Consider the following 24,754-nt stretch of genomic DNA (forward strand, 5'->3'; position numbering starts at 1 on the left):
GGATGCATCTGGTGGCGGCCATCCCGGCTGCCACCGATTGCACGGCGGCCACCGGCGAGGTAGCAGAACTGCGCATGATCACAGCGTCGTCCCCTGATGCGCAGGTCTCTGACGAGGCTTTGCTGGTTGCCTTCGCGCTTGGCGATGGGCAAGCCGCACGCGACTTGTCCGTGCGGCTTTTGCCACGGGTGCTGGCGCAGGCCTATCGGATGTTAGGCGATCAGGCAGCGGCCCAGGATGTGTCGCAAGAGGCGATGATGCGTCTTTGGAAAATTGCGCCTGACTGGCGGCAGGGTGAGGCGCAGGTCAGCACCTGGCTTTACCGGGTCGTGGCCAATCTGTGTACCGACCATCTGCGCAAGCGGCGCCCGATATCGGCATTGGATGATGTGGCCGAACCTGCCGATCCGGCCCCCGGTGCAGTGGCTGGCTTGCAGCACAAGGCGCGCATGCAGGCCCTTGCCGATGGGCTGGCCGCCTTGCCACCCCGACAGGCCCAGGCCGTATCGTTACGGCATCTGGAGGGGTTGTCGAATGCTGAAATCGCACAGATCATGCAGATCAGTCTGCGGTCTGTTGAAAGCCTGACAGCGCGGGGCAAACGCGCGCTCGCCGCCGCAATGGCAAACCGGAAAGAAGAGTTGGGATATCAAGATGACTGACCCAAATGACAAATGGCTTGATGCAATCCTGGACGATGCGCGTGATGCCCGCCCACAGGTGCCTGACGCCTTGATGGCGCGTGTTCTTGCGGATGCGGCTGCAGCGCATGCGCCCCCCGAACCGGTCATGTCAAACGCGCCGCGCGGTTGGGCCGCAATTGCACAGCTGCTGGGCGGCATGCCTGCCTTGGGTGGTCTTGCCACGGCTGCGGTGGCCGGGCTCTGGCTGGGCATCGCACCCCCGCCCGTGATCGAGACATTCTCGGCCGGCCTTTTTGGGGATACCGTGTCGGTCAACATACTTGAGGTTGATGACTTCATTCTGGCGGGGGATATCGCAGATGGCTGATCCGAAGGTTGCAAAACCCGCGCGCATGTTGCGGGTCGCGCTGGTGATTTCGCTGGCATTGAACCTGCTGATCGTGGGTATCGTTGTCGGGGCGGCGGCCAGCGGCAAATTTGCCAATGGCCCGCCGCGCGCCTTCGATCTTGGATTTGGGCCCGTTGGTCGGGCGCTGGACCGGGATGAGCGGCGGGCAATCGGGACCGCGATGCGACGCGATGCGGATCTGCGCGCCATGAATCCGCGCGCGCATGTGGCCCAGATGGTTGATGTGCTGCGCCAGGTTCCGTTTGATCCCGATGCGCTGACTGCGGTGATGCAGACCCGGCAGGCGCAGATGTCGCAGATACAGTCCAAGGCACAGGCAAATCTGGTCGCGCAGATCACGGCCATGTCGCCAGAGCGGCGCCAGATTTTCGCAGATCGGTTGGCGCAGGAACTGCAGCGCCCGCGGAATGACCGAAAATCGTCAGGCGGCTGAGCGGCTGGCCGCGCGGCTGATCGCCACCTGATCCCGCCCGGCCGATTTTGCGGCGTATAGTGCGGTATCGGCTTCATCGCACATTTGTTTGGCGGCCTTTTCGGTCAATTCCGAATGCGGCCGCACGGCCACGCCGACCGAAACGGTGACGTTCAGCGGCGGATGGGCCTTGCCCACATCAAAGGGTGCCCGGTTGACGATCCGGCGCAGCCTGTCGGCAGCCGCATGTGCTTGCGCTGCGCTGGTACGGGGCATCGCGATCAGAAATTCCTCGCCGCCGACCCGGGCGACCAGATCAATCGCGCGCAGGTTTTCGCGCAGCCGATCAGCCAGTTGCACAAGCACGCTATCGCCTGCCGGATGGCCAAAACGGTCATTGATGGATTTGAAATGATCAATATCCAGCATCATGATCGCAAGGGCTTGGCCCGACAGGCGCGATTGCTCGACCAGACGGCCCAGATGCGGGTCGACATAACGCCGATTATAGAGGCCCGTCAGCGGATCGGTCAGTGCGGCCTGTAGCCCGTTGCGAACGGTTGTGCGCAGATGATCATGCGTTCGTTTACGCCGGATCAGCGCCTTGGCCCGCAGGGTAATCTCGGCGGTGGCCAGACATTCGGGCACCGCATCATCGGCGCCAAGATCAAGGAACATCGCCGCGATATCAGGGCTGGCATCCGGCGTAATGACCAAAAGACCCGATTGGCGTGTGGCCGCGCGCGACCGCAAGTCCGACACCAGTCCAAATAATTGCCGGTCATCCCCGTGCTGTCGTGTCCCGTCGATCACAAACAGATCGGGGGCGGGCCGGGTGCTGTTGTTCTTCAGCACCTCTGGCGTCCTGATCTGTTTCACAGGCAGCGCCAGCCCGTACCGCAGCATATCCAGCAACCCACTTGCATCTGTATCGTCCGGGGTCAACAAAGCCACTTTCGCGGGCGGCTGGAATTGCGCCGGTGCTTCCTCGAACCCAAGCGCGCGGCTTGTCGTATCGCGCATCAGCAGGTCTTCCCATGCACTGCTGACGCGCAAAAGGCTCCGGATACGGGCCATCAACAACACGTCATTCATCGGATTGGGCAAAACGTCATCCGCGCCCGCATCCAATGCAGCAAGCCGGGCCCGGGCCGTATCGGCCACGCCGACGGCAATCACCGCGATATTGGCGGTTTCCCTTTCCGATTTGAGTGTTTTACAAAAGGCATGCCGATCTTCCACCGGATCAGAGAGGTTAATGAGGATAAGGTCCGGCCGGTTTGTGGAAATGATGGCCTCGGCCTCGATTCTGCTACCGCAGGCATCTACCTGAAATTGCGCAGCAATCATCTTTACCTTCAACACAATGCGATTGGTTGCGACGGTATCAACAATCAGAATTCGGCCGGGCATTTCGTCTCTCCTCAAGAGCGGATCGCGTCAAAGTTGGCCCAATTTCTGCCCAAAAAGTTAAGAAACGGTTGCCGAAAAAATGAGGATTGTAAATGAACCCTGAACAGGCCCAGACGATCGCTATTCAGGCCCTTGGCTGGTTGGCCGGGAATGATGAACTTTGCCCTGTTTTTCTAGGATCAACCGGCGGGTCGGTTGATGATATGCGCCAAAAAGCGGCTGATCCGGCGTTCCAAACGGCAGTGCTGGATTTCCTGACCATGGATGATGCATGGGTCATCGCTTTTTGTGACAGCGCAGGGCTGGCCTATGATATGCCGATGCGCGCCCGCGCCTGCCTGCCCGGGGCAGAGCAGGTTCATTGGACCTGACCATGGGGCAGGGGACAAAAGGGGCTCCCATTCGGGGCATGATCTTTGACAAGGATGGCACGCTTTTCGATTTTGATGCGACCTGGGCCGCCTGGACCAAGGCAATGCTGCAACGCGAGTTGGACGGCGACGCAGACAGGATCGCCGCCATGGCGGATGCCATGGGCTTTGATCTTGGGTCGGAACGGTTTCGCAATGGCAGCCCGGTTGTGGCCGGTACTGCAGGCGAGATCGCCGATATCATGCTGGAATTTCTGCCCGATGCGGATCGCGACCAGCTATTGCATCGGATGAACACGCTGGCCGGTGACGTGGCACAGGTCGCGGCGGCCCCACTGCGCCCGCTCCTGGCTGATCTTCGGTCCCGCGGGTTGCGCCTTGGTGTTGCGACCAATGATGCAGAGGCGCCTGCGCTTGTACATCTGGACCGGGCGGGCATACGCGCCCAGTTCGATTTCGTGGCCGGCTATGACAGCGGGCATGGGGGCAAACCTGCGCCCGGGCAATTGCATGCCTTCTGCGATCAGACCGGCCTTGTGCCGGAATGCTGCGTGATGGTGGGCGACAGCTTGCATGATCTGCATGCCGGGCAGGCCGCGGGGATGATCACAATCGGGGTGCTGACCGGTCCAGCCCCGGCGGAGGAGCTGGCCCCATTTGCAGCGGTGGTTTTGCCCAGCATCGCGGCGATCCCCGACTGGCTGGACCGCCGCTAGGGGCCATTTCCGACACTCGGTGTCGGTTTTCACGGACACACGGACCATCCGCCCTGCCAGTCTGGTGCCTGACCGGAGGGACACAGATGGCGGATCGCAGCAAGACTAGACGACGTGGCGGCGGGCGTGCGGGCAATGCGGCACGGCGCATGACCGCAAGCATTGATCAGATGCCCTGGAACCCCCCGATCAATCATGACCGACCCACCGAACCGCTGGGGCCTGAAGGGGTGCAGGCGATCCATGATGGGGCAATGCGCATCCTGGAGGATATCGGGATCGAGTTCCTGAACGAAGAGGCATTAGGACTTTTCAAACAGGCCGGATGCAAGGTGACGGGGACCAATGTGCGGATGGGCCGCGACTGGGTGATGGAAATGCTGGGACATGCGCCAGCGCAGTTTGACATCACCCCCCGCAACCCTGATCGCAAGATCACGATTGGCGGAAAACATATCCTGTTTGGCAATGTCTCATCCCCGCCGAATTATTTCGACCTTGAGATCGGCAAGAAGGTCGCCGGCAGCCGGGCACAATGTGCGGATCTGCTGCGCCTGACCCAATTCTTCAACTGCATTCATTTTGCCGGCGGCTATCCGGTTGAACCGGTGGATATCCATGCCTCGGTCCGGCATCTGGATGTGGTCTACGACAAGATGACCCTGACCGACAAAGTTGCGCATGCCTATTCGCTGGGCAAAGAGCGGGTCGAAGACGTGATGGAGATGGTCAAGATCGCCAGCGGGCTGACCGAGGAGGCGTTTGCCGCAAAGCCGCACATGTATACCAACATCAACTCGACCTCGCCGCTCAAGCATGATGTGCCGATGATTGACGGCTGTTTGCGATGCGTGCGGCGCGGGCAGGCTGTGGTTGTCACCCCGTTCACGCTGGCCGGGGCCATGGCGCCGGTCACAATGTCCGGCGCTGTGACCTTGTCGATTGCAGAAGCGCTGAGCGCGATTGCCTTATTCCAATATGTTGCACCGGGCGCTGCATGTGTGATCGGCACGTTCACCAGTAATGTTGATATGAAATCGGGCGCCCCCGCCTTTGGCACGCCCGAATATATGCGGGCGACACAGATGACCGGGCAGATGGCCCGCTTTTACGGGTTGCCGATGCGCGCCTCGGGGGTGTGTGCAGCGAATGTGCCTGACGGGCAAGCCATGTGGGAGACCTCAAATTCGCTTTGGTCTGCTGTCCAGTCTGGCACGAATGTCGTCTATCACGCCGCAGGCTGGCTGGAAGGCGGGCTGATCGCCAGCCCCGAGAAATTCGTCATGGATTGCGAAGTGCTGCAAATGATCCAGCGTTACATGGAGCCTGCTGTGATTGCCACGACCCCCGACGACATCGCGGTCGCGGCAATCAAGGAGGTTGGGCCAAACGGGCATTTCTTTGGGATAGATCACACGCAGGAACGCTATGAGACCGCGTTCTATCAACCCTTCGCCTCGGACTGGCGCAACTTCGAAGCATGGGAGGCGGCAGGCGGCGTTTGGACGGCGGAACGGGCGCATCGGATATTCAACGACATCATCCACAATTTCGAGGCGCCGCCGATGGATGTCGCGGTCAAGGACGCGCTTGCCGATTTTGTGGCACGCCGCAAGGCAGAGGGCGGCGCACCAACTGATTTCTAGAAAGCGGGTCCTGACCCTAGCTGGCAGGCGTCACACAGTCGGTGAATGTATCAGCCATCCGGCGGATCAGTTCCGGATAGAGGTCCGGGCCGGGTGTCAGATTGGCGCCAGTGCCATCAATCATCGCGGTCTGAACATCTGTCCCGTCAATCAGAACCGATACCCAGTTTTCACCGATTTCTGCGTCGCTGAAGACGCAGGTGACATCGCCGCTGAGCACCAGATCACGCAATTCACCCATATGGGACGGGCCGGGATCATGCGCATGCATGTCGGCAATCACGCCTGCCTTGGACAGATCGTGGAAATCCTCGAAATAGCGATACCCATCATGCGGCATGATGAAACCGGCCTCGGAATACGGCGCGAGCTTGTCGCTGATCTCGACGTTCAATTGCCCAAGTGCCTCGGCGGCTGCATTGGCATTGGCCATGTAGGTGCTTTCGTTTGCCGGATCGGCGGCGGAGAGTGCCATGCCGATCTCAATAGCCCAGTTGCGGGCGACAAAGGGTGCCAGCCAGCCATGCGGGTCAATTGCGCCGTCTTCGGTGTCGCCTTCCCGAATTGGGGTCCACAGGACGCTTTCGGTCAATGCCGTTTTGTCAGCGGTCGGGGCAAGCGCGTTAAGCGGGTCTTCCAGCCACGGGGTCAGTTCTGGCCCCACCCAGATGATCAGGTCGCTATTGGCAAGCTTGTCCGCATCGCTGGGGCGGAGCGCAAAGTCGTGCGGGTCCGCACCGGGTGGCAGCAACAGATCAGGGCTGCCCAGATCGCCCATGACCTGAGCCACCAGACTATGAATAGGCGCGATATCGGTCATGACCCGCGGCGAATCTGCAAACGCCGCCGCCGGCAAAAGACATAAACAACTAATCAATCGACGCATGGGCAATATCCTTGTGATTTCATTCCGGCTTTCCTATAGGAGGTATGTTATAACATAACAAGGTGTTCTTATGCCCGATACAAAAGGCTTTTCCAGCCACGATCACAGCACCTGCGTGCAAGCTGCGCTGACGGCTGCAGACACAGCCTGCCGGACACGTGATGTGCAACTGACGCCGGTGCGCAGGCGGGTGCTTGAGATCCTGCTGGAAAGTCACGCGGCAATGGGGGCCTATGATGTGCTGGCGCGGCTGGACGCCGAGGGGCTGGGGTCAAAACCGCCTGTTGTCTATCGGGCGTTGAGCTTTCTGGTCGAGAACGGGTTCGTTCACCGCATCGAACGGCTGAACGCATTTATTGCCTGCGCGCATCCTGGTGCGCATCATGATCCGGCTTTCATGATCTGCCGGTCCTGCGGAAAGGTCGCCGAAGCCCTGGCAAGCGCAACCGCACTTGGACAGCAGGCCGCAGATAGCGGGTTTCAGGTGGAACAAACGGTCATAGAAGCCGAAGGGCTGTGCCCGGACTGCCAGACGGAGGGCGCATAATGCCATTGATTGACGCGCGCCATCTGGGGTTCGGGCAGGGGGGGCAACAGATATTGCAGGATGTCAGCCTCGCCCTAGAGCCGGGCGAGATCGTGACCATTGTCGGCCCGAACGGGTCGGGGAAATCCACGCTGCTGCGGTTGCTGATCGGGGCCATCAAGCCGCAGAAAGGACGTGTTGACCATGCGCCCGGCCTGCGGATCGGCTATGTGCCGCAAAAGCTGCATATCGACCCGACCCTGCCCATCACCGTCAACCGCTTCCTGCGCCTGCCCGTCCCGGTCGGAAAGCAAGAGATTGCTGACGCGCTGCATGTCGCGGGTGTGCCACATGTCGGTGACCGGCAAATGGCGGATCTGTCAGGCGGGCAGTTTCAACGGGTATTGCTGGCGCGGGCCGTGCTGGGCCGCCCCGATGTGTTGATGCTTGATGAGGCCACGCAGGGGTTGGATCAACCGGGCTCGGCTGCGTTTTATCAGCAGATTGATGCGGTGCGCCGCGATATTGGCTGCGCGATCCTGATGGTCAGTCACGAGCTGCACGTGGTGATGAGCGCCTCTGACAGGGTGATCTGCCTTAACGGCCATATCTGCTGCGAAGGCGCGCCCGAGGTGGTGACCGCGACTGCAGAGTATCGCGAACTCTTTGGGACGGGCACGGGCGGCGCGCTCGCGCTCTACCGGCACGAGCATGATCACGGGCATGATCATGGGCACGACCATCACCATCACAACGAGGCTGCGGAATAGATGTTGGATGACTTTCTGATCCGGGCAGCGCTTGCAGGTGTGGGGACTGCGATCATTGCGGGCCTTTTGGGGTGTTTCGTCGTGTGGCGGCGGATGGCCTATTTCGGCGATGCGACCGCGCATGCGGCTGTTCTGGGGGTCGCATTGGCGCTGGCGTTCAAGGTCAGCATCATCGCAGGTGTGGGGCTGGTCGCCGTGGTCATGGCGCTGATCATCCATTGGCTTAGTGACAAGGGGCATGCGGTTGATACGCTTTTGGGGGTGCTGGCACATGCGGCTTTGGCGCTGGGACTGGTGGCTGTCACCCTTATCCCCGGGCAGCGCGTTGACCTTGATGCCTATCTGTTTGGTGACGTGCTGACGGTCACGCAGGGCGATCTGGGCGTGATCTGGGGCGGGGTGCTGATTGTCGGCTTTATCCTTTGGCGGCGCTGGGCGGCAATGCTGACCGCCACGCTTAGCCCTGATCTGGCCCATGCGGCAGGCATTGATCCGCGCCGGGAACAACTGATCCTGACATTGATGCTGGCGGGTGTTGTCGCGGTGTCGATCAAGGTCGTGGGCGCGCTGCTGATCACCGCATTGCTGATCATCCCCGCGGCAACGGCGCGACGATTCGTACACACACCCGAGCGGATGGCCCTGCTATCCGTCTGCATCGGGGCGATGGCCGCACTGGGGGGACTGCAGATGGCGCTTGCGCTTGATACGCCGATTGGGCCGTCCATCATCTGCATTGCAGCCCTTATGTTCCTATTGTCGTTAATTAGTGAACAATTGCGTCGGATTGGCGCTTAATTGCCGTTCTGACGTCCTAGAGCTGCCTTAGCATTGCCTCGTTCTTTGTTCATCTCTTATCCCTAGAAGTGGGACAAGAGGACAAATCTATGAAACGCATCGTGACCCTTATTGCGGGCATGCTGATGGCTGTCATCGGCAGCCAGGCGGCAGCTGCCAATTGCGGGACCCCCGCCAATGTGAATACGCTGGCTTCGGAGATTGCGGCGGGCCTGAATGCAAGCCGACGGGCCAATGGTCAATCCGAACTGGTTTTCAACCGCCAGCTTGGTCGCGCTGCCATGGTGCATGCTTGCGACATGACTGTGAACAACTTCTTTGATCACCGCGGATCGGATGGTTCGAACTCGCAGGCGCGGGTCCAGAAGACCGGCTACAACGACTGTATCGTGGCTGAAAACCTTGCCTGGGGCTATCCGCAGTCCGAGCAGATTATCAATGGCTGGATGAAATCCCCCGGACACCGCCGCAACATGCTGCACCCTCGGATCGAGGAATTCGGTATTGGGATTACGGAAGGCCCCAAAGGTCCTTATTGGGTGCTGGTCGTCGGCAAAAGCTGCTGATCCAAAACAAGATTTTTGATTGCGCCCATCGTTTTACGTTGGGCGTTTTTGTTTGCGCCACATCCCTGCGCTGCCCGCGCCTTATGCGGCCGTATCCATCCAGATGGTCACCGGCCCGTCATTGACAAGGCTCACCGCCATATCCGCCCCAAAGGCACCTGTCGCGGTGTGAATGCCAAGCTGTGGTGTGGCAGCGGTCGAAAAGCCGGGCCTGTTGCCGCGGGATGTATCAGCGGCAAGTATAAATTGGCTGACAATCAACGCGCTGCCACCCGTATCAACAAGTGATTTGTTCATCTTCCCGGCCTCGTCTGCGAATATGCGCAGCTTGCTGATCTTCCGGGCCAGTTGTCCGGGTTGGGTGGCATCATCGCCGTCCATCGCGCACACCAGAATAAGCAGCCCCGGACCGATTTCACCGATAACCTGACCGTCAACACGCACAGCAGCTTCGGTGACCCGTTGCAGCAATGCCCTCACAATTCGTGCGCCCAGGGTGGATTTGCACCCGCGCGGCTGACGGTAATGGCGGCAACTTTTGCGCCGAATGCTGTGGCTGCTTGCAGATCGTCGAGGCTGGTTTGTGCGAAATTATCCTTTGTCAGATGCCCGCTGCGCTGCAGATGGGCGAGGAAGCCGGCACTGAATGTGTCGCCCGCCCCGACCGTGTCGACCACCGTGGCCTTTTCAGCCGCAACATCGGCCTGATCGTCACGGGTCAGAACGGTGACGCCATCGGCCCCGCGTGTCAGCAAAATGACAGCCGCCTTTGCGCCGCCATCGAACAACGCCCGTGCATCGGTACCGCCGGTGATCCATGCAAGATCCTCGTCAGATGTCTTGATGATGTCTGCCATGCCCAGCATACTATTCAGCCGCTGGCGATAGGCGGCTTCATCGGTGATGAAGGACGGTCTGATATTGGGGTCGATCATTGTCACCTTTGTCGGCGCCTCGCGCTGCATCAGGTGCTGATAGACCGCGCCGCAAGGTTCAACCACAAGGCTGATGCCACCGAAAAACAACGCGTCGGCCTGCACCGGTGGCAGGTCATCGTCCGACAGCATGCGCCCGGCGGTATTTTCATCATAAAACGCGTAAGAGGCATGCCCGTCAGTCAGGGTCACAAATGCCAGCGTCGTGGGCCGGTCGCTGATGGCGACGGGGCTGCTATCAACCCCGGATGCGGTCAGTTCGTGGCGCAGGATGTCCCCGAACAGATCAGATGAGAGGCCGGAAAAGAATTGCACCGGTGCGCCCAGCCGGCCCAATGCGATGGCCGTGTTGAACACCGCACCCCCGGCATGCGGGGCAAAGGCGTTGCCGCCGTCGGTGGTCTGCCGGGGCAACATGTCGATCAGGGCTTCGCCGCAACACAGTATCATCGCCTATCTCCGCTGTTTTATTGGCTGTTAGCGATAACAAATCCTGCGATCAATGCAATAATCAGTCCGACAATCACCGCAAAGGCGATCTTCCAGGCCGAATAGGGGCGTTCGCCCTGGACCCGGCCCGTGCGTCCGTTGACCACAAACCGGTAGGTTTGTCCCCGATATTTATAAGCCGCCAGCCAGACGGGAAGCAGGATATGTTTGAACGTCACATCGCTGATGGCGGTATCAACATCCTGAACCCGCTGCTTGTCGCCGCCGATATCGTATTTGACGTCACGCAGGATCATCCGGTCCATATAGGCGCGGGCTTCGGTGAAACCTTCGGTCAGTTCAACCTGATACCCTTCGGCACGAAATCCGGCCAGATATGCAGGCTCGTAGGGTTCCAATGCGGACAGGTCCCACGGTTCCAGCCCGTCGGTGTATTTCTTGGGCAAGGATCGTGAGGCAAGCACAAGCACGTCGTCAAAGAAACGCGCGACCCGCCCCGAGGCGGACCGCCATTTTGTCTTGCGTACGCGCACCTTCTTTTTCTTGCCATCGCGCATGACGGTCTTGGTTTCGTAGTAATATGTGCCGCGCTGGCCGCGATAGCTGCTTTTGGTATCGGCATCAAAAGTCCAGTAGGGAACATAGATGCCGTTCATCTTGCGACCCTTGCGCGCGTATTCGGTCAACCCGTTTGGCGCAAACCACAAGCTGCCCAGCCAGTCGGTTAAGGCCCCACGGGCGGTTTTCTCGTCAAGTTCAAATGGCAGCAATCCACGTGGCTTGATATGCCGATGCGTCCCGGTATCCGTGACCACCGGTGTTGCGCAGAACGGGCATTCAGCCGCATGGGTATCGGCATCAAATTCCGTGCTGGCCCCGCAATTGGGGCAGTTGATGACGCGGGTTTCCTCGATCTCCTCGTCAGCCAGCCGATCATTGACGGCTGTTCGAAAATCAAGCTCCTTGATGCCGCCGGTGGTGGCGTGTGTCCCGTCGATTGGTTCCACATTGCCGCAGTGATCGCAGACAAGCTGGTCATCGCCCGGGTCAAACCGCAGGTCTGATCCGCATGTATCGCAGGGAAAACGGTGTTCTGCCTGTGCCATCAGAGTATCTTATGCATGAAACGGGGACTCATCTTGCGTAATGCCCCGTCAAAAAGAACATTGTGCCGCCAAAAATGAAAGAGCCCATGTAGCGTGCCCGCCCCAAGCAGGATCAGAAGCGGGGTCCAGCCGGTATCATGTGGAACAAGACCCAGCAGCGCAGCCGCATTGGCAACAACTGCAATGGCCAGTGCCAGATACATGCCCCGGTGCATCCAAGGGTAGGCCGCTCGCAACCGCCCCTGCAGCTTTGGGCCGGGTTTGCACAACATGCCGCGGGTCAGCATGGTGCCGATCCAGATCAGCCCAGCCGCGACAAAGGCCCATCGCAGACCGGCGGCGGCCGAACCGCCCTTGACCATGGCAAGGACGATGATCAGCACGGACCAGTGCAGGATGATGATCAGCCGACGCTGTGTCATATCAGACAGCTTATTGCGCGACACCCGGTGAGCCCCGTATCGGGGCCGGTATACCGCAACGATTGACCGGCAGCCTTGTTCACTATGCGCCCGGCGGTGGTGGTGGCATCACCGTGAACAGATTGGCCAGTTCGGTGACATCTTCTGCCTTCATCCAGCCATCCTGCCCCTGGGTCCAGACCATGCTGTCACGCGACAAGGCGCCTTCGGTCACCTTGCGACCCATGGCCGCCTTGGAAAACGGCCCCGAGACTTCGCCATCCGTTGCGATATGCCAGACATGTTCGACCGGCGGCGGCGGAGGGGGTGGCGGCGCGGCCACGGCTGGCGCCGGGGCCGGTGCGCCACCCCACGGCCCCGCATTCATGGTCATATTGCCCATCTGCATGCCGAGCCCCGCACCCATGCCCATGCCCATCGCATTGCCGGCGGCTGACCCTTCCATCGTCATGGATTCAGCAGCTTTCCATTTCATGTGATCATCAAGATTACCCGCAATCCCCCGGGATGTCCGATCATCAAGCGCCTTTTCAACGGCCGCGGGCAGGCTGATATTCTCGATATAGAGTTCGGGAATGGTCAGCCCGTATTGCTGCATAGTGCCGTCAATGGCCTCGGCCACCAACTTGCCCACATCGCCTGTATTGGCGGCCATATCCAGCACGGGGATCCCTGAGGATGCAATCGCGCGCGAGAATTCCTGCACGATGATGTTGCGGATCTGGAAACTGATCTCGTCGCGGGTGAATTCGCCATCTGTCCCGACGATTTCACGCATGAAGACTGCCGGATCGGACACTTTGATCGTATAGGTCCCAAAGGCGCGCAGGCGTGTGGGCCCGAATTCCGGGTCGCGCAGCATGATCGGGTTCTTGGTTCCCCATTTCAGATCAGAGAACCGGGTTGTGTTGACAAAATATATCTCGGACTTGAACGGGCTTTGGAACCCGTGATCCCAATGCTGCAGCGTGGTCATGATCGGCATGTTGTTGGTTTCCAACATGTAAAGTCCGGGCGTGAACACATCGGCAAGCTGACCTTCATGCACGAAGACGGCGGCCTGCCCCTCGCGGACGGTCAGTTTGGCCCCGTATTTGATTTCATGCCCTTCGCGCTGAAACCGCCAGACCATGGTGTCGCGTGTGTCGTCAGTCCAATGGATGACGTCGATAAACTCGCCCTTGAGAAAGTCAAAAATACCCATGTGGATGTTCTCCTTGATATATATCCGGCCCGCTAACTATTGGTCGGGGCCAGTAATTCGCGCGCGATCCGTCGTGCAATCGGGGCCGCTTGATTGGGGCGCATGCCTGTTTCGAACCGTGGGTCGTAGAGCATACGCAAAAGCAGTTCGTCATGTGTGGTCAGCAGCCCGAATTCTTCGTCATCGTTAAAGATGGATGGCCGGGCTTGCGGGCTGTCATTTGCCAGGCCCATGCCCTGGGCCAGTTCCTCGTGAATGCATGCGCTGCGCATCAGGTTGGGATGCTCGGCCCGGATCAGCGCAATCGCCTTGCGGTAGCTTTGTGCGCCGGGTTCGAACGTGCCAATGACAACGCAAAGCTGATTGCGGGGCAGATCGACAAAGGTGCGCAATGTCGCCTCGGAGATACCGGGGATCAGGGCGCGCAGCTGATCACCATAGGCCCGCCGGTCATCTTCGCCAAGAAACAGCACATGGTAGTTCGGGTTCTCGTCCGTGATCGTGATCGGCACGCCCGAGATGCGCGACAGCCGGGCGGCATAGGCGCTGACACTGGCCAGATCCAGATCGCGCTGGCGCAGTGGCACGGTGCTGCCGAATTCGACACTCATCCTGATGGGTTGGGTCCAGCGGCGCAGCTTGGACACGGTCGATTGCGGGCGGGTGAAATCGCTGTCGTCGCGGTATTCGTTGAAGAGCGCGATCCGGACAAAGTTGCGGGCCAGTTGCGTGTCGGTAAACGGCGTATCCGGCCCGCCGCCATCACCGCGCAGCAGGCCCTGGGTCAGAAGGTCGGTTTGCAGACGCTCATAATACCGCGCCAGATCACGGCTTGCGGGGCTGGGTTCGGTGACCTGCGGGGGCGTGGGCGCGGGCGGTGCAACCACCGGTGCGGGTGCAGGCGGCGGTTCTGGCGGGGTGGCGAACAGATCGTCACATCCCGCCAGGCCAACCAGCGCCACAAGCGGCAGCAGGCGCCCACATGTCAACATTCCCCGCATTTGGCGTCAGATATCGCTGTCGCCAGGGGCCGCGCTTGGGGTGGACTTGGCTTTTGCTGCGGCAAGCGTCTGCTTTAGCTCTGCTTCCATCTTGACCATTTCGGCCTCGGCCTCGGCGCGTTTGCGTTTGCCTTCGTCGGCGATCTCGAGGCTTTCATTGATCGTGGCGATCAGGTGTTCATTGGCCTGCTTGACCGCGTTGATATCAAACACCCCGCGTTCCATTTCGGTGCGGATGGTCGCATTGGCCTGGCGCAGGTTTTCTGCATTCGCAGTCAGCAACTCGTTTGTCAGATCATTGGCACCGCGCACGGCCTCGGCGGCCTCGGATGAACGTTGGATCGTCACCGCCTGGGCCAGTTGGGTTTCCCAAAGCGGGACAGTGTTCACCAAGGTCGAGTTGATCTTGGTCACAAGGGATTTGTCATTCTCCTGCACCAGCCGGATCGAGGGCAGGGATTGCATTGTCACCTGCCGGGTCAGTTTCAGGTCGTGAACGCGGCGTTCAAGATCGTCGCGGGCGGCGCGCATGTCGCGCAATTCTTGCGCTTTCATCACGGCCTGATCTTCGGGGGCTGCGTTGACCTCTGCCTCTTTGGCGGGGATCGTCGTGCTGTCCAACTCGGCGATCTTGGCTTCGCCTGCGGCAATATAGAGGGCCAGTTCGTCGTAGAAATTCAGTGTCTTGTCATACAGCACATCAAGGCTTTCGATGTCCTTGAGCAGAACATGTTCATGCTTGAGCAGATCATCGGTGATGCGGTCAATCTGGCCCTGGACCTCTTCGAAGCGGGCGGCGAATTTGGCCATCGGTGCGGCGCGGCCCAACAGTTTTTCCCAAAAGCTGCGTTTGCGGCGGACATCAAGTTCCGAGATCGAAAAGCCGCGGATCGTTGTGACGATATTGCGCAGGCTGTCGCCGGCGGGGCCGACATCCTTGTTGCGGACACCGGCCAGCATGGATTGGCTGATCTCTTGCAATTCCGATTGCGCGGATGATCCAAAGGCCACGATGGAATTGGTGTCGCTGATATCAATCTCGGCCATCCGCGTGGTGATCTCGGTGCTGGTCGGGGCGTCTGCCGCCTCGAGCGAGACAAGCTCGCCTTTGGGTTCGGGCAAGACGACGGCGGTGACTTTTTCCACATCGGCGAGGGCGGCCTCGGCTTGTTGGCGGATCGTTTCGGACATGTTAGCTCCCTTTTGAATTCAGGCTGACGCCTTCGCGCTGCAGGCGATCGCGCAGAACGTTGATTTCGATATCCATGTCGATGCGATCATCCAGCAACATCTTGTCGGTACGGGCGGCAAAATTCTGTTCCAGATCGTCAAGCAGCGCTTCGTAATTGGCGCGTGCATCCGCGTCCTGCTTGCGGCCATAGAGATCGACAAACTTGATTGTCGCGTCACGTGCGCCCATCAGATAGACGCCCAGAAACTTGCGCGCGCCGGTCAGGTCGCGCGGGTCTTCTTCGACCGTCCGGATCATTTTGGCCGCCACATCGCGAAAATCGGCCACGCGAGCGGTCAGCCGGCGATCATTCAGTCCTTCGATCTGCGATTGCATCACATCAAGATAATTCTGCGCCTCATCCACGACACGGGCGACACGATCCTGTTGGTGGGTGTCGATCCCCTCCATCCGTTTGTCTGCAAGCGGGTCAATGCCAAACGCGGCCAAATGTAAACCGGCGGCGGCCACCCCGTAAAGAAGGGACCCGATCAGGCCGGTATCGCCCGTATAGGCGGCCAGTGCGGCACCAATGCCGGTCAAAGCAGAGGCAATCATTTTGCGGGGCATTGCGGGGCGGCGGGCCACTTTGCGTGCGTTATAGGCGGCCTCGGCCTTAAGCCCCTCACGCAGCAGCCATGCGGCCAGCGTCAGGACCGCAGCCCCGATCAACCCGATCACCAGTGTTTGCGGTGCCTCGTTCAACGAGGTGAAAACAAGGATGACCGCTGGTACAAACAGCAGGTTCGAATGCGCACCGGGTGCAACAACAACCGGTGCAGCAGATGCTGACGATCCAGATGCCTGACCGTCGGGGCTGTATTTGCCGCCAAAACGTTTGGCCATCTCTACAGGCCCCCAAGCCAGCCGATGCTTAGCCCAAAGAGCAGGATGACCAAAGCGACGTAAGCCACCCGCTGGAATGTCTTTGGCATATCTTCCTCACTTTTCGATCGGCCAAGAAGGGCAAATGAGGCCACCACCGATAGCACCACAACCCCTGCCACCAGCATCGCAGCTACGAACAGAATCAACAAGATCAGGCGAAACATCTATCCCTCGGCTCATCCCAACACCTTTCACAGATATGTGCGCCGGCGCTGCATTACGAGTGTTTTTGCAGCGCCGCACGTTCCGCGTTCAGCTTGCGCGTGTATCCAGACTGAATGATTTCAACCGCAAACAGCACCACAACCGAGAAGTAGAAGGTCGATTTCGACATCGGCACGATCTCTTTACCAAAGATGCGCAGGGCCAGATCCTTGGCTTCTTCATGGGGTACACCCATGCTTTCCACACCGTGGACCGCCGCCTGTCCAGCTTCACCCAATAAAACAACGCCCACAATCAGCAGGATGAAGAGGCCAAGCACCTCGTACATCCTGTTCTTTTCCAGAAAGCGGGTGACCCCGTCTGCAAGCAATAGCATTGCCAGACCGGACAGGATGATTGCAGTTGCAAGGATCGGAAAGACATCCGTGATGGCAATCGCGGACAGGACCGAGTCAAAGGAAAAGATCAGGTTCATCAGCACGATCAGAAAAATCACCTGCCCGGCGGATTTGCCTGATTTGCCTTCTACATCGTGGCCCAGATGCTCCATCGACAACATATGCGAGATTTCCTTGACCGCGGTATACATGATGAATGCCCCGCCAAGGATGAAGACAAGCGTAGCAAAGTTCACCCCACCGGTGATCACCCCTTCCCATTCCAGAATGAAGAACGGCTCTGACAGCGCATCAAGAAGCTGGATCATTGTAAAAAGCAGTACGACACGCAGTGCAACCGCAATCAGGATGCCCCATGTGCGGACAGCCTGTTGCTGTGCGACCGGTGCGCGTTTGCTTTCAATTGATATGTAGAGAAGATTATCAAAACCCAGAACAGCCTGCAAAAAGCACAGCATGATCAGGTTGGTAGCATTTTCCAGCGTCAGCAGATCGGCCAAAACGAAGTCCCCCGTCTAATTTTCTTTTATCAACACAATGCATAACGCATCTGGCAGGGCAAGGGTTCAACCCAAGCCCTTATTCCCCTTTTGCACGTCGCGTCTTTGGGCGGTTCACCGGTTTGCGCGTGCGGGTGGGCTTGGGTTTGTCCGACAGCCCCAATTGATCACGCACCACGCGCTGCCTGACCTCTTCGACCTCGCCCTGACCAAGCTGGCCAAGTTGGAACGGCCCGTAACTGACCCTGAGCAGCCTGTTTACGGTCACCCCAAGCGCGCCCAACGCGCGCCGGATTTCCCGGTTTTTGCCTTCGCGCAATGAAATGGTCAGCCAGGCATTGGCCCCTTGCTGGCGATCAAAGGTCACAGTCATGGGCTGGTAGCGGATCCCGTCCACCGCAATGCCGTCGCGCAACTGGTCCAGCTTTGCCTCACTGACGGATCCGTTGATTCGAACCCGGTAGCGGCGCAGCCATCCGGTGCTGGGCAGTTCCAGCCGGCGCTTGACCTCGCCGTCATTGGTCAGCAGCAACAGCCCCTCGGAATTGAGGTCGAGCCTGCCGACAGACATCACCCGTGGCAGCGTCTCGGGCAGGGAGGCAAAGACCGTTGGCCGGTCCTGTTCGTCGCGTTCAGTGGTCACCAGCCCCGCGGGCTTGTGATAGAGCCACAGGCGCGGCACGTCAGGTGCGCCGACCTGCTTGCCATCCGCGACGATCTTGTCAGCAGGGGTGACATTCAGGGCAGGGCTGTCAATCACCTTGCCATTCACGCTGACCCGTCCGGCCGCAATCATGCGTTCGGCCTCGCGGCGGCTTGCGATGCCTGCGCGGGACAGGACTTTGGCGATCCGGTCGCCGGGAGGTGGGGTATCAGTCATGTGATGCCTCTAAGGTGCAAACAAGCGCATTGCAATTCCCGCTTGTTTTGCAGGATGCAGCGCGGCATCAAGCAGCATGGTGTTCCGGTCACATATGGATGCAGCACTGGCGCAGGCAAAAGCCGCCGCTGCCCGTGGGGAAGTGCCGGTTGGCGCAGTGATTGCGGGGCCAGACGGGGTTGTGGCGCAGGCCGGAAACCGGACGCGAGAGTTGAACGACCCCACGGCCCATGCCGAAATTCTGGCCATACGTGCCGCCTCTGCGGCCCTTGGGCAGGAAAGGCTGACGGGCTATGATCTTTATGTGACGCTGGAACCATGCCCGATGTGTGCGACGGCCATCAGTCACGCACGCATCGCCCGGCTTTACTACGGCGCCGCAGATCCGAAATCTGGGGGGGTTGCGCAAGGGCCGCGCATATTCAGCCATGATCAATGTCACCATGTGCCCGAGATCTACGATGGTATCGGTGGGTCCGCTGCCGCTGATCTCTTGCGGGATTTCTTCGCGGCCCGGCGCTAGGGTCAAGACCCTAAAGCGTCACCTCTTCCATCACCGCAGGCGTCAGAACATTGACGTCGGGCAGCGCGTCGATCAGCGCTTGGGCCGTCTGTTCGAGCAGCGGGAAGGTTTTGTAATGGCAGGGGATCACGGTTTTGAAATCGAAATAGCGTCTTGCGGCATAAGCGGCCCCCGCCATTCCCATCGTGTAATGCCCACCCGCGCAGAGGATGCCGATATCGGGTTTGTAGAAATCCGCCATCCAATCCATATCGGCCATGATGTCCGTATCGCCCGACACATAGATCGTGTGACCATCGCCCGCGATCATGAAGCCTGCCTCGGTCCCCGCATAGGCCGCGCCCACCGAGGATGAATGTGTTGCCTGCACCATAGAAACCTTGGCGCCATTCAGATCAACCGTGCCCCCTTTGTTGAAATCAATGCTCTCTACACCATCGAAGAACGCGCATAATTCGGGAATACCGACGATGATGGCACCGGTTTCGGCGGCAATTTCAGCAACCTCAGAGCTGTGATCGAAATGTCCGTGGGTCAACAGGATGTGGGTTGCACCTGACAGCGCGGCGGAACGCGACGCGTCAGGAAAAGAGGGGTTTCCCGTCAACCACGGGTCGATCAGCAAAACGGCATCTTCCACCGCAATCCGAAAACTTGCATGTCCAAGCCATGTAATATTCATGTTGCCCTCCACTGTGATCTGCGCAGGATACGCGCAAGCCATGGGGGTGCAAGATGGATTGGTCCAGCCAGATCGACGGATATTGTGAACGGACCGACTTCACCTATTGGTCAGAGCCGATCAATGCGGTCACAAATCTGGCCTTCATCATCGCGGCCATCATCATGTGGCGCCGCTGTCAGGCGCTTCCGGCCGCAAGGCTGTTATGCATCATACTGTTTGCCATCGGGGTGGGGAGCTACCTGTTTCACACCTTTGCGACCCAATGGGCGGCTTTATCTGATGTCGCGCCGATAGGGCTGTTCATTCTGGTCTATCTGTTTTTGGTGAACCGCGACATGGCCGGGCTTGGCTGGGTGCGTGCGCTGCTCGCCACAGCCTTTTTCCTGCCCTATGCCTATGTTCTGGTGCCGATCCTGAATACGCTGCCGTTTTTTGCGGTGTCGAACTTTTACTGGACGGTGCCGCTTGCGCTGTTCATCTACGCGGGCTGGCTTGGCGGGCAGACGGGGCGGGGGCTGGCCATTGGCGGGGTGATCTTGTGCGTTTCGATCACGCTGCGGTCCTTTGATGAAACCCTCTGCCATATCGTCCCGATCGGGACGCATTTTTTGTGGCATTGCCTGAACGGGATCATGCTGGGCTGGATGATCAACGTTTACCGGCGCCATATGCTTGCGACCGTCCGTCTGTAGCGCTAAACGCTGGCCAACAAACCCATACCGGGAGACCCCAATGTCGATTGACACCGAAACCGCCCGCCGCGTGGCGAAGCTTGCCCGCATCAAGGTAGAGGATGATGCCTTGCCCGCGCTTGCATCTGAATTCAGCGCGATCCTTGGATTTATCGAACAGCTGAACGAGGTTGACGTGGACGGGATCGAGCCGATGACCTCGGTCACCCCGCAGCGTCTGAAACGGCGTGAGGACGTGGTCACCGATGGCAGTCAGCAAGGCGCGGTGCTGGCCAATGCGCCCGACGCCCGGGAAGGATTTTTTGCAGTGCCAAAGGTGGTCGAATAATGACAGATCTGACCAAACTGACCATCGCAGGCGCCCGTGACGCCATGCGCAAGGGTGACGTCACCAGTGCCGAAATTACGGCTGCCTGCCTGTCCTCCATTGCCGATGCGGGCGCGTTGGGCGCGTTTGTTCATAACACGCCCGAGATCGCGACGGATCAGGCCGCAGCCGCGGATGTGCGTATCAAGCTGGGCGATGCGCCGGATATGTGTGGCATCCCGCTTGGGATCAAGGATCTGTTCTGCACCAAGGACGTGCCGTCGCAGGCTGCGTCGGGCATTCTGGAAGGCTTCAAGCCGCAATACGAATCGACCGTCACATCGCAGCTGTTTGACGCGGGCGCGGTGATGCTGGGTAAGCTGAACATGGATGAATTCGCGATGGGCTCGTCCAATGAAACATCCGTCTACGGCAATGCGGTCAACCCGTGGCGCCGGGGCAACGAAGACACTGCCTTGACCCCCGGTGGGTCTTCGGGCGGTTCTGCGGCGGCGGTAGCGGCTGATCTGTGTCTGGCGGCGACCGGGACGGATACGGGCGGTTCCATCCGCCAGCCCGCCGCATTTGTCGGGATCACCGGGTTGAAGCCGACCTATGGCCGCGTGTCGCGCTGGGGCATTGTCGCCTTTGCCTCTTCGCTGGATCAGGCCGGGCCAATGACCAAGGATGTGCGCGATGCGGCTATCATGCTGCGCACAATGTGCGGCCATGATCCCAAGGACAGCACCAGCGCCGATATCGCCGTGCCGGATTTCGAGGCCGCATTGACCGGCGATATCAAGGGCAAGACCATCGGTATCCCCAAGGAATACCGGATGGACGGGATGCCGGCCGAAATTGAAAAGCTGTGGGCTGACGGGACTGCGATGCTCAAGGATGCAGGCGCGATCATCAAGGACATCACCCTGCCGCATACCAAATACGCGCTGCCTGCCTATTACGTCATCGCGCCTGCCGAGGCCTCGTCAAACCTTGCCCGGTATGACGGTGTGCGCTTTGGGCATCGCGCCAAGCTTGCACAGGGTGATGGCATCACCGAGATGTATGAAAAGACCCGCGCCGAAGGTTTCGGCCCCGAGGTGCAGCGCCGTGTGATGGTGGGGACCTATGTGCTGTCTGCAGGGTTTTATGATGCATACTACAACCGGGCCCGTCGGGTGCGTGCGCTGATCAAGCGGGACTTTGACGAGGTCTTTGCCGATGGGGTTGACGCCATCCTGACCCCCGCAACACCGTCAGCGGCCTTTGGGCTGGGCGAGAATATGGACCCGATCCAGATGTATCTGAACGATGTGTTCACAGTCACGGTGAACCTGGCAGGATTGCCCGGCATTTCCGTGCCTGCGGGGCTGGATGCGCAGGGGCTGCCATTGGGGCTGCAACTGATCGGGCGTCCATGGGAAGAGGCCGAATTGCTTAACGTTGCCTACGCGCTGGAGGGTGCAGCCGGGTTTGTAGCCAAGCCTGCCAAGTGGTGGTAAGCTGCCGCAAAACAAGACGCAGTATGACAGGTGATCGCCCATGAAAACGGGTTTGGTATTTTTTGCAGGTCTCGTGACACTGGCCGCGTGCACAGAGCCGCGCGTGGTCGAGCCGCCGCGCGGTGTCGGCTTTAACGACTTTGCGCAATTCGAACTGGATCGGGCCCGGCGCGAGGCGGCATTGTCACGCCCCTTGCCCGGCTCGATCATCCCGCCACCGCAGGTCAATACCATCCCCGGGCAGCCAGCGCCTGCCGCGCCAACCCAGACCGGCGCCATCCCCTCAAGCGCGCTGGCCGCGGCAGGGATCGGCCAACAGGCTGCCCCCGCCACAGTGCCGGCCCCGGCCCCTGTTGCAACCGCGCCGGTTGCTGCGGCCCCAACGCCGCCAGCAAATACGGGCAGTGATCCGTTGCGCAGGCAGGGCGTTGATGCCTCGCCCACAAACGCGCCACCTGTGATCCAGAATAACCCCAGCCTGTCGGACGAACAAAACTTTGACGCCGTTGCAGGCCGGGAGACGATTGAAAGCGATGCGGAACGTCGCGCCGCCCAGGCTGCCGCACGCGAACAGGTGCAGCCAACCGCTGTCCCGCAACGCCCCAGCAATACCGGCCCCAATATCGTGGAATACGCGATTAACGCACCGAATCTGAAAGGGCAGGAATGGTACAGCCGGTCCCTGCTGTCGGGGCAAAGCCGCTTTCAGCGCAACTGTGCGCAATATGCGACACCCGATGATGCGCAGCGCGATTTCCTTGCCCGCGGCGGACCAGAGCGGGACCGGCGTGGCATTGACCCCGATGGCGATGGCTTTGCCTGCGGTTGGGATCCTGCCCCGTTCAAGCGGGCTGCCGGAAACTGAGGCTCACATCACACCCATCACCAAATTGCGGGCCGCGCCGTGGCGTGACAAGCCCCGATATGGTGGTGATCCACTACACCGCCATGCAGTCCGCGCAGGGCGCGTTGAAGGTTCTGTGTGATCCGGCCAATGAAGTGTCGGCGCATTATCTGATCGCCGAAGATGGCGAGGTTCTGTCGCTGGTGCCAGAGGCGATGCGCGCGTGGCATGCGGGTGCCGGACGCTGGGGGAAGGTGACAGAAGTCAACAGCCATTCGATTGGGATTGAGCTGGCCAATGATGGGTTCAGCCCGTTTGCGGCGGCCCAGATGGACGCGCTATGTGCATTGTTGCAAGGGATCATGCAGCGCTGGGCGATCCGGCCGGAACGTGTGATCGGCCATTCCGACATGGCCCCGGGGCGCAAGATTGACCCAGGGGTCCGGTTTGACTGGCGCAGGTTGGCACGGGCAGGGCTGTCAGTTTGGCCCGATCCTGCACCGCCGGGGGACGTGGCGCAATTTGCACCAATGATGCGAAGGTTCGGTTATTCCGCAACCAGCGACCCGGACTTACTGCTGGCAACCTTCCGCAGGCGGTTCCGCCCGCAATGGGCGGGACCGTTGGATGCGGTCGATGCGGCGATGATTTCCGACCTGGCCGGGCGCTACCCCGTTGACGTGAACGCGGCTTGGGCCTAACGGGTGGGGCGCGCGGATGGCTGGATGACCGCGGCGCCTGGCGTCGAGGAAAGTCCGGACTCCACAAAGCACGGTGCCGGGTAACGCCCGGCGGGGGTAACCCCAGGGATAGCGCCACAGAGAACAGACGGCCCGGCAGGTCCGGGTCACGGTGAAACGGTGGGGTAAGAGCCCACCGCGCGGGCGGCAACGCAAGCGGCATGGCAAGCCCCACCGGGAGCAATGCCAAATAGGGACCCCGCGCCTGCAAAGGCTGGGATGCTTGAACCCAAGGCGGTCCGGGTTGGCAGCTAGAGGGGCGTTGGCAACAGCGGCTCCAGATGAATGGTCATCGGCTTGCGGGTAACCGCAAGACACAGAATCCGGCTTACAGGCTATCCGCGCAAATACAAAAATTTGACTTGCATTTTGAAGGCTGAGACTACCTAAGGTTTAGCGGGAGTATTTTGTTATGACGCTTGATGGATTTACCAATCCGGATGTGAACAGTGCAAAGGCTTTAAGGCTTGCTGATCTGCGCAACGCGCCTGATTCGGTTGTGCTGCTGAATACATCCGGCCGGATCAGCTTTCTTGGCGGCGAAGGGCTGCCAACGCTGCAGATTGACGACCTGTCGCAGGTTGTTGGCCGCCAATGGTGGGATTTTTGGCCCGAAGATCAGCGGGTTCAGCTGAAAAAACGCTTTGAAGACGCGCTTGCCGGCCACCCGCAGGAATTCCGACTGCGTGTTGCGGTCACATCCGGGGACCTCAGAGATCTGGAACTCTCGGTGTCGCCAGTGCCTGGATTTGACGGGAAAAACAGCTCTATCCTCGTGATCTCGCGCGATATCACACAAGACGACTGATTCCATGCCTTTGCGGTTGACTTGACGCCGCGCAGGCGTAAAAGGCAGCTTCATTCAGTTTTTATGCGCTGTGCCACACGGCCCGCAACCAGGAGAGATGAGATATGGCGAAGCCTACCACCATCAAGATCCGCCTGAACTCCACCGCGGGGACCGGGCATTTCTATGTGACCAAGAAAAACGCGCGGACGATGACCGAAAAGATGGTGATCAAAAAGTACGATCCGGTCGTGCGCAAGCATGTCGAATACAAGGAAGGCAAGATCAAGTAGCTGATCCCTTCACTGCGATATTCCGGGGGCCACGCGATTTGCGT

The 24,754-nt window shown here is 59.8% G+C and carries 32 protein-coding genes and 1 other RNA gene; 19 read left to right on the top strand and 14 right to left on the bottom strand.

Annotation, left to right across the window (positions count from 1 at the left end; translation table 11 throughout):
* The first annotated feature begins 74 nt into the window (after positions 1–74).
* From AABB31_RS21005 to AABB31_RS21015, 3 genes are read left to right on the top strand one after another with little or no spacing between them, the layout of a single operon-like run.
* Positions 75–662 carry an RNA polymerase sigma factor gene (locus AABB31_RS21005; RefSeq protein WP_342078926.1) on the top strand — a complete coding sequence of 196 codons (588 nt, stop codon included), beginning with the start codon at positions 75–77 and terminating at the stop codon, positions 660–662.
* Positions 655–1,011, top strand: coding sequence for a hypothetical protein (locus AABB31_RS21010; protein WP_373635276.1), 357 nt, complete (start codon positions 655–657; stop codon positions 1,009–1,011). Before AABB31_RS21005 ends, AABB31_RS21010 begins: the two co-directional genes overlap by 8 nt.
* Positions 1,004–1,486 carry a periplasmic heavy metal sensor gene (locus AABB31_RS21015; protein WP_342076303.1) on the top strand — a complete coding sequence of 161 codons (483 nt, stop codon included), beginning with the start codon at positions 1,004–1,006 and terminating at the stop codon, positions 1,484–1,486. Before AABB31_RS21010 ends, AABB31_RS21015 begins: the two co-directional genes overlap by 8 nt.
* Here AABB31_RS21015 and AABB31_RS21020 read toward each other — a convergent pair.
* Positions 1,475–2,878, bottom strand: a complete 1,404-nt coding sequence (locus tag AABB31_RS21020) for a diguanylate cyclase (protein ID WP_342076302.1) — start codon at positions 2,876–2,878, stop codon at positions 1,475–1,477. The two genes, AABB31_RS21015 and AABB31_RS21020, sit on opposite strands and share 12 nt — an antisense overlap.
* Positions 2,879–2,970: 92 nt before the next feature.
* Between AABB31_RS21020 and AABB31_RS21025 the strand changes: the two genes are divergently transcribed.
* The 3 genes from AABB31_RS21025 (at position 2,971) to AABB31_RS21035 (ending at position 5,611) form a co-directional block, all read left to right on the top strand.
* Positions 2,971–3,249, top strand: a complete 279-nt coding sequence (locus AABB31_RS21025) for a DUF3572 domain-containing protein (protein WP_342076301.1) — start codon at positions 2,971–2,973, stop codon at positions 3,247–3,249.
* Positions 3,250–3,287: 38 nt separating this feature from the next.
* A complete protein-coding gene (locus tag AABB31_RS21030) occupies positions 3,288–3,965 on the top strand; it encodes an HAD family hydrolase (RefSeq protein WP_373635277.1) in 678 nt (225 codons plus the stop codon).
* An 86-nt stretch (positions 3,966–4,051) separates the two neighbouring features.
* On the top strand, positions 4,052–5,611 hold the full coding sequence (locus AABB31_RS21035) for a trimethylamine methyltransferase family protein (protein WP_373635278.1): 1,560 nt from the start codon (positions 4,052–4,054) through the stop codon (positions 5,609–5,611).
* A gap of 16 nt (positions 5,612–5,627) precedes the next feature.
* On the opposite strand, the gene AABB31_RS21040 is transcribed toward AABB31_RS21035, so the two are convergent.
* Positions 5,628–6,431, bottom strand: a complete 804-nt coding sequence (locus AABB31_RS21040; RefSeq protein WP_373635279.1) for a zinc ABC transporter substrate-binding protein — start codon at positions 6,429–6,431, stop codon at positions 5,628–5,630.
* Positions 6,432–6,567: 136 nt separating this feature from the next.
* On the opposite strand from AABB31_RS21040, the gene AABB31_RS21045 reads away from it, so the two are divergent.
* From AABB31_RS21045 to AABB31_RS21060, 4 genes are all read left to right on the top strand, one after another.
* Entirely contained in the window at positions 6,568–7,044 is a 477-nt protein-coding gene (locus AABB31_RS21045; RefSeq protein WP_342076298.1) for a transcriptional repressor, read from the top strand.
* Positions 7,044–7,793 carry a metal ABC transporter ATP-binding protein gene (locus AABB31_RS21050; RefSeq protein WP_342076297.1) on the top strand — a complete coding sequence of 250 codons (750 nt, stop codon included), beginning with the start codon at positions 7,044–7,046 and terminating at the stop codon, positions 7,791–7,793. Before AABB31_RS21045 ends, AABB31_RS21050 begins: the two co-directional genes overlap by 1 nt.
* Positions 7,794–8,591, top strand: coding sequence for a metal ABC transporter permease (locus AABB31_RS21055; protein WP_342076296.1), 798 nt, complete (start codon positions 7,794–7,796; stop codon positions 8,589–8,591).
* Between the two features lie 89 nt (positions 8,592–8,680).
* Complete coding sequence (locus tag AABB31_RS21060; protein WP_373635280.1) at positions 8,681–9,157, top strand: CAP domain-containing protein; 477 nt, start codon at positions 8,681–8,683, stop codon at positions 9,155–9,157.
* Between the two features lie 81 nt (positions 9,158–9,238).
* Here AABB31_RS21060 and dtd read toward each other — a convergent pair whose 3' ends face one another.
* The 11 genes from dtd to AABB31_RS21115 all read right to left on the bottom strand — a co-directional run bounded on the left by dtd (position 9,239) and on the right by AABB31_RS21115 (position 18,337).
* Complete coding sequence (dtd, locus tag AABB31_RS21065; protein WP_342076295.1) at positions 9,239–9,637, bottom strand: D-aminoacyl-tRNA deacylase; 399 nt, start codon at positions 9,635–9,637, stop codon at positions 9,239–9,241.
* Positions 9,634–10,542, bottom strand: a complete 909-nt coding sequence (locus tag AABB31_RS21070; protein ID WP_342076294.1) for a carbohydrate kinase — start codon at positions 10,540–10,542, stop codon at positions 9,634–9,636. The genes dtd and AABB31_RS21070 overlap by 4 nt, the downstream gene beginning before the upstream one ends.
* A gap of 17 nt (positions 10,543–10,559) precedes the next feature.
* Positions 10,560–11,648, bottom strand: a complete 1,089-nt coding sequence (locus AABB31_RS21075; protein ID WP_342076293.1) for a TFIIB-type zinc finger domain-containing protein — start codon at positions 11,646–11,648, stop codon at positions 10,560–10,562.
* On the bottom strand, positions 11,648–12,070 hold the full coding sequence (locus AABB31_RS21080; RefSeq protein WP_342076292.1) for a hypothetical protein: 423 nt from the start codon (positions 12,068–12,070) through the stop codon (positions 11,648–11,650). The genes AABB31_RS21075 and AABB31_RS21080 overlap by 1 nt, the downstream gene beginning before the upstream one ends.
* 82 nt (positions 12,071–12,152) lie before the next feature.
* Positions 12,153–13,274: an SPFH domain-containing protein gene (locus AABB31_RS21085; RefSeq protein ID WP_373635281.1), complete on the bottom strand. Its 1,122-nt coding sequence runs from the start codon at positions 13,272–13,274 to the stop codon at positions 12,153–12,155.
* A gap of 32 nt (positions 13,275–13,306) precedes the next feature.
* Positions 13,307–14,266, bottom strand: a complete 960-nt coding sequence (locus AABB31_RS21090; RefSeq protein ID WP_342076291.1) for a DUF2927 domain-containing protein — start codon at positions 14,264–14,266, stop codon at positions 13,307–13,309.
* Positions 14,267–14,281: 15 nt separating this feature from the next.
* Complete coding sequence (locus AABB31_RS21095; RefSeq protein ID WP_342078924.1) at positions 14,282–15,466, bottom strand: toxic anion resistance protein; 1,185 nt, start codon at positions 15,464–15,466, stop codon at positions 14,282–14,284.
* 1 nt (position 15,467) lies between these two features.
* Positions 15,468–16,352: a 5-bromo-4-chloroindolyl phosphate hydrolysis family protein gene (locus AABB31_RS21100; protein ID WP_373635283.1), complete on the bottom strand. Its 885-nt coding sequence runs from the start codon at positions 16,350–16,352 to the stop codon at positions 15,468–15,470.
* A gap of 2 nt (positions 16,353–16,354) precedes the next feature.
* Positions 16,355–16,558 (bottom strand): hypothetical protein, encoded by a 204-nt coding sequence (locus AABB31_RS21105; protein WP_342076290.1) that lies wholly within the window; start codon positions 16,556–16,558, stop codon positions 16,355–16,357.
* Between the two features lie 53 nt (positions 16,559–16,611).
* Positions 16,612–17,457 (bottom strand): TerC family protein, encoded by an 846-nt coding sequence (locus AABB31_RS21110; RefSeq protein ID WP_342076289.1) that lies wholly within the window; start codon positions 17,455–17,457, stop codon positions 16,612–16,614.
* Between the two features lie 79 nt (positions 17,458–17,536).
* Entirely contained in the window at positions 17,537–18,337 is an 801-nt protein-coding gene (locus AABB31_RS21115) for a pseudouridine synthase (protein WP_373635285.1), read from the bottom strand.
* Between the two features lie 76 nt (positions 18,338–18,413).
* Between AABB31_RS21115 and AABB31_RS21120 the strand changes: the two genes are divergently transcribed.
* Positions 18,414–18,860, top strand: coding sequence for a nucleoside deaminase (locus AABB31_RS21120; protein WP_342076287.1), 447 nt, complete (start codon positions 18,414–18,416; stop codon positions 18,858–18,860).
* Positions 18,861–18,870: 10 nt separating this feature from the next.
* Here the strand turns inward: AABB31_RS21120 and AABB31_RS21125 are convergent, their stop codons facing one another.
* The gene (locus tag AABB31_RS21125; RefSeq protein ID WP_342076286.1) at positions 18,871–19,542 is read right to left on the bottom strand and encodes a metal-dependent hydrolase; all 672 of its coding nucleotides are present in this window, start codon (positions 19,540–19,542) and stop codon (positions 18,871–18,873) included.
* A gap of 53 nt (positions 19,543–19,595) precedes the next feature.
* On the opposite strand from AABB31_RS21125, the gene AABB31_RS21130 reads away from it, so the two are divergent.
* The 8 genes from AABB31_RS21130 to rpmG all read left to right on the top strand — a co-directional run bounded on the left by AABB31_RS21130 (position 19,596) and on the right by rpmG (position 24,710).
* Positions 19,596–20,237: a ceramidase domain-containing protein gene (locus AABB31_RS21130; RefSeq protein WP_342076285.1), complete on the top strand. Its 642-nt coding sequence runs from the start codon at positions 19,596–19,598 to the stop codon at positions 20,235–20,237.
* A gap of 40 nt (positions 20,238–20,277) precedes the next feature.
* Positions 20,278–20,565 carry an Asp-tRNA(Asn)/Glu-tRNA(Gln) amidotransferase subunit GatC gene (gene gatC, locus AABB31_RS21135; protein WP_342076284.1) on the top strand — a complete coding sequence of 96 codons (288 nt, stop codon included), beginning with the start codon at positions 20,278–20,280 and terminating at the stop codon, positions 20,563–20,565.
* Positions 20,565–22,046 carry an Asp-tRNA(Asn)/Glu-tRNA(Gln) amidotransferase subunit GatA gene (gene gatA, locus AABB31_RS21140; RefSeq protein WP_342076283.1) on the top strand — a complete coding sequence of 494 codons (1,482 nt, stop codon included), beginning with the start codon at positions 20,565–20,567 and terminating at the stop codon, positions 22,044–22,046. Before gatC ends, gatA begins: the two co-directional genes overlap by 1 nt.
* Before the next feature lie 40 nt (positions 22,047–22,086).
* Positions 22,087–22,911, top strand: a complete 825-nt coding sequence (locus AABB31_RS21145; RefSeq protein ID WP_342076282.1) for a hypothetical protein — start codon at positions 22,087–22,089, stop codon at positions 22,909–22,911.
* 59 nt (positions 22,912–22,970) lie between these two features.
* A complete protein-coding gene (locus AABB31_RS21150) occupies positions 22,971–23,591 on the top strand; it encodes an N-acetylmuramoyl-L-alanine amidase (RefSeq protein ID WP_342078923.1) in 621 nt (206 codons plus the stop codon).
* Positions 23,592–23,603: 12 nt separating this feature from the next.
* Positions 23,604–23,977, top strand: an RNA gene (gene rnpB, locus AABB31_RS21155) — RNase P RNA component class A.
* A 65-nt stretch (positions 23,978–24,042) separates the two neighbouring features.
* A complete protein-coding gene (locus AABB31_RS21160; RefSeq protein ID WP_342076281.1) occupies positions 24,043–24,438 on the top strand; it encodes a PAS domain-containing protein in 396 nt (131 codons plus the stop codon).
* Positions 24,439–24,542: 104 nt separating this feature from the next.
* Positions 24,543–24,710, top strand: coding sequence for a 50S ribosomal protein L33 (gene rpmG / locus AABB31_RS21165; protein ID WP_008233681.1), 168 nt, complete (start codon positions 24,543–24,545; stop codon positions 24,708–24,710).
* Positions 24,711–24,754: the final 44 nt, after the last annotated feature.

This window comes from Yoonia sp. SS1-5, assembly GCF_038443705.2.
Lineage (GTDB): Bacteria > Pseudomonadota > Alphaproteobacteria > Rhodobacterales > Rhodobacteraceae > Yoonia > Yoonia rhodophyticola.

Excerpts from the sequence above, each read along its gene's own strand:
- AABB31_RS21005 (WP_342078926.1), top strand. The coding sequence starts at position 75 with ATGATCACAGCGTCGTCCCCTGATGCGCAGGTCTCTGACGAGGCTTTG.
- AABB31_RS21010 (WP_373635276.1), top strand. The coding sequence starts at position 655 with ATGACTGACCCAAATGACAAATGGCTTGATGCAATCCTGGACGATGCG.
- AABB31_RS21015 (WP_342076303.1), top strand. The coding sequence starts at position 1,004 with ATGGCTGATCCGAAGGTTGCAAAACCCGCGCGCATGTTGCGGGTCGCG.
- AABB31_RS21020 (WP_342076302.1), bottom strand. The coding sequence starts at position 2,878 with ATGCCCGGCCGAATTCTGATTGTTGATACCGTCGCAACCAATCGCATT.
- AABB31_RS21025 (WP_342076301.1), top strand. The coding sequence starts at position 2,971 with ATGAACCCTGAACAGGCCCAGACGATCGCTATTCAGGCCCTTGGCTGG.
- AABB31_RS21030 (WP_373635277.1), top strand. The coding sequence starts at position 3,288 with ATGATCTTTGACAAGGATGGCACGCTTTTCGATTTTGATGCGACCTGG.
- AABB31_RS21035 (WP_373635278.1), top strand. The coding sequence starts at position 4,052 with ATGGCGGATCGCAGCAAGACTAGACGACGTGGCGGCGGGCGTGCGGGC.
- AABB31_RS21040 (WP_373635279.1), bottom strand. The coding sequence starts at position 6,431 with ATGACCGATATCGCGCCTATTCATAGTCTGGTGGCTCAGGTCATGGGC.
- AABB31_RS21045 (WP_342076298.1), top strand. The coding sequence starts at position 6,568 with ATGCCCGATACAAAAGGCTTTTCCAGCCACGATCACAGCACCTGCGTG.
- AABB31_RS21050 (WP_342076297.1), top strand. The coding sequence starts at position 7,044 with ATGCCATTGATTGACGCGCGCCATCTGGGGTTCGGGCAGGGGGGGCAA.
- AABB31_RS21055 (WP_342076296.1), top strand. The coding sequence starts at position 7,794 with ATGTTGGATGACTTTCTGATCCGGGCAGCGCTTGCAGGTGTGGGGACT.
- AABB31_RS21060 (WP_373635280.1), top strand. The coding sequence starts at position 8,681 with ATGAAACGCATCGTGACCCTTATTGCGGGCATGCTGATGGCTGTCATC.
- AABB31_RS21070 (WP_342076294.1), bottom strand. The coding sequence starts at position 10,542 with ATGATACTGTGTTGCGGCGAAGCCCTGATCGACATGTTGCCCCGGCAG.
- AABB31_RS21075 (WP_342076293.1), bottom strand. The coding sequence starts at position 11,648 with ATGGCACAGGCAGAACACCGTTTTCCCTGCGATACATGCGGATCAGAC.
- AABB31_RS21080 (WP_342076292.1), bottom strand. The coding sequence starts at position 12,070 with ATGACACAGCGTCGGCTGATCATCATCCTGCACTGGTCCGTGCTGATC.
- AABB31_RS21085 (WP_373635281.1), bottom strand. The coding sequence starts at position 13,274 with ATGGGTATTTTTGACTTTCTCAAGGGCGAGTTTATCGACGTCATCCAT.
- AABB31_RS21090 (WP_342076291.1), bottom strand. The coding sequence starts at position 14,266 with ATGTTGACATGTGGGCGCCTGCTGCCGCTTGTGGCGCTGGTTGGCCTG.
- AABB31_RS21095 (WP_342078924.1), bottom strand. The coding sequence starts at position 15,466 with ATGTCCGAAACGATCCGCCAACAAGCCGAGGCCGCCCTCGCCGATGTG.
- AABB31_RS21100 (WP_373635283.1), bottom strand. The coding sequence starts at position 16,352 with ATGGCCAAACGTTTTGGCGGCAAATACAGCCCCGACGGTCAGGCATCT.
- AABB31_RS21105 (WP_342076290.1), bottom strand. The coding sequence starts at position 16,558 with ATGTTTCGCCTGATCTTGTTGATTCTGTTCGTAGCTGCGATGCTGGTG.
- AABB31_RS21115 (WP_373635285.1), bottom strand. The coding sequence starts at position 18,337 with ATGACTGATACCCCACCTCCCGGCGACCGGATCGCCAAAGTCCTGTCC.
- AABB31_RS21120 (WP_342076287.1), top strand. The coding sequence starts at position 18,414 with ATGGTGTTCCGGTCACATATGGATGCAGCACTGGCGCAGGCAAAAGCC.
- AABB31_RS21125 (WP_342076286.1), bottom strand. The coding sequence starts at position 19,542 with ATGAATATTACATGGCTTGGACATGCAAGTTTTCGGATTGCGGTGGAA.
- AABB31_RS21130 (WP_342076285.1), top strand. The coding sequence starts at position 19,596 with ATGGATTGGTCCAGCCAGATCGACGGATATTGTGAACGGACCGACTTC.
- gatC (WP_342076284.1), top strand. The coding sequence starts at position 20,278 with ATGTCGATTGACACCGAAACCGCCCGCCGCGTGGCGAAGCTTGCCCGC.
- gatA (WP_342076283.1), top strand. The coding sequence starts at position 20,565 with ATGACAGATCTGACCAAACTGACCATCGCAGGCGCCCGTGACGCCATG.
- AABB31_RS21145 (WP_342076282.1), top strand. The coding sequence starts at position 22,087 with ATGAAAACGGGTTTGGTATTTTTTGCAGGTCTCGTGACACTGGCCGCG.
- AABB31_RS21150 (WP_342078923.1), top strand. The coding sequence starts at position 22,971 with ATGGTGGTGATCCACTACACCGCCATGCAGTCCGCGCAGGGCGCGTTG.
- AABB31_RS21160 (WP_342076281.1), top strand. The coding sequence starts at position 24,043 with ATGACGCTTGATGGATTTACCAATCCGGATGTGAACAGTGCAAAGGCT.
- rpmG (WP_008233681.1), top strand. The coding sequence starts at position 24,543 with ATGGCGAAGCCTACCACCATCAAGATCCGCCTGAACTCCACCGCGGGG.